The organism is Candidatus Melainabacteria bacterium RIFOXYA2_FULL_32_9 (assembly GCA_001784615.1).
GTDB lineage: Bacteria > Cyanobacteriota > Vampirovibrionia > Gastranaerophilales > UBA9579 > UBA9579.
This window is the reverse complement of the sequence record MFRQ01000129.1, coordinates 9,210-9,728: the sequence shown is the minus strand read 5'-3', so window position 1 is coordinate 9,728 and position 519 is coordinate 9,210. Positions and strand designations below refer to the sequence as shown.

Below are 519 nucleotides of genomic sequence, written 5' to 3'. Positions count from 1 at the left end.
TTTGTGCTGAACCTTGGGCCTTCAATTGTGATAACGGTCCCTTTTTCATGAGCTCTGAATTTTAATTCCTTTGCTGAATCATACAATAATTCTCTTAAATGGCTGCAGAAAGGCTCTGCCATTGGTATATGGCAGACATGGTCTTTCTCGTAAAAAGTTGATTTTCTTTTTGTAGTCCTGTCAATAAACTGATCAACAATAACAAAATCGCCTGGCTTTATGTCTTCTCTTAATGAGCCGGCAGCGCTGGAAACCAAAATATGAGTGCAGCCCTGCTCTTTTAGGGCATGAATATTAGCCTGATTAGGAACATTTGTAGGCATTATCTGGTGTTTTCTTCCATGCCTTGACAAAATAACAACATCAACTCCTTCTATTTTGCCTATAGTTAATAGAGAGCTTGGCTTGCCATAAGGCGTGTTAACCTCAATCTCTTTTGCATCCTTCAATAGTTTAGGATCTTCTAAACCAGAACCGCCGATTATACCTATTTTTACCATGATACCACCTATAGGATAA

The 519-nt window shown here is 38.7% G+C and carries 1 protein-coding gene; it reads right to left on the bottom strand.

The features are described from left to right. The coding region (locus tag A2255_09330; GenBank protein ID OGI18040.1) for a 5'-methylthioadenosine phosphorylase at positions 1-500 on the bottom strand (500 nt) is incomplete at its 3' end. Positions 501-519: the final 19 nt, after the last annotated feature.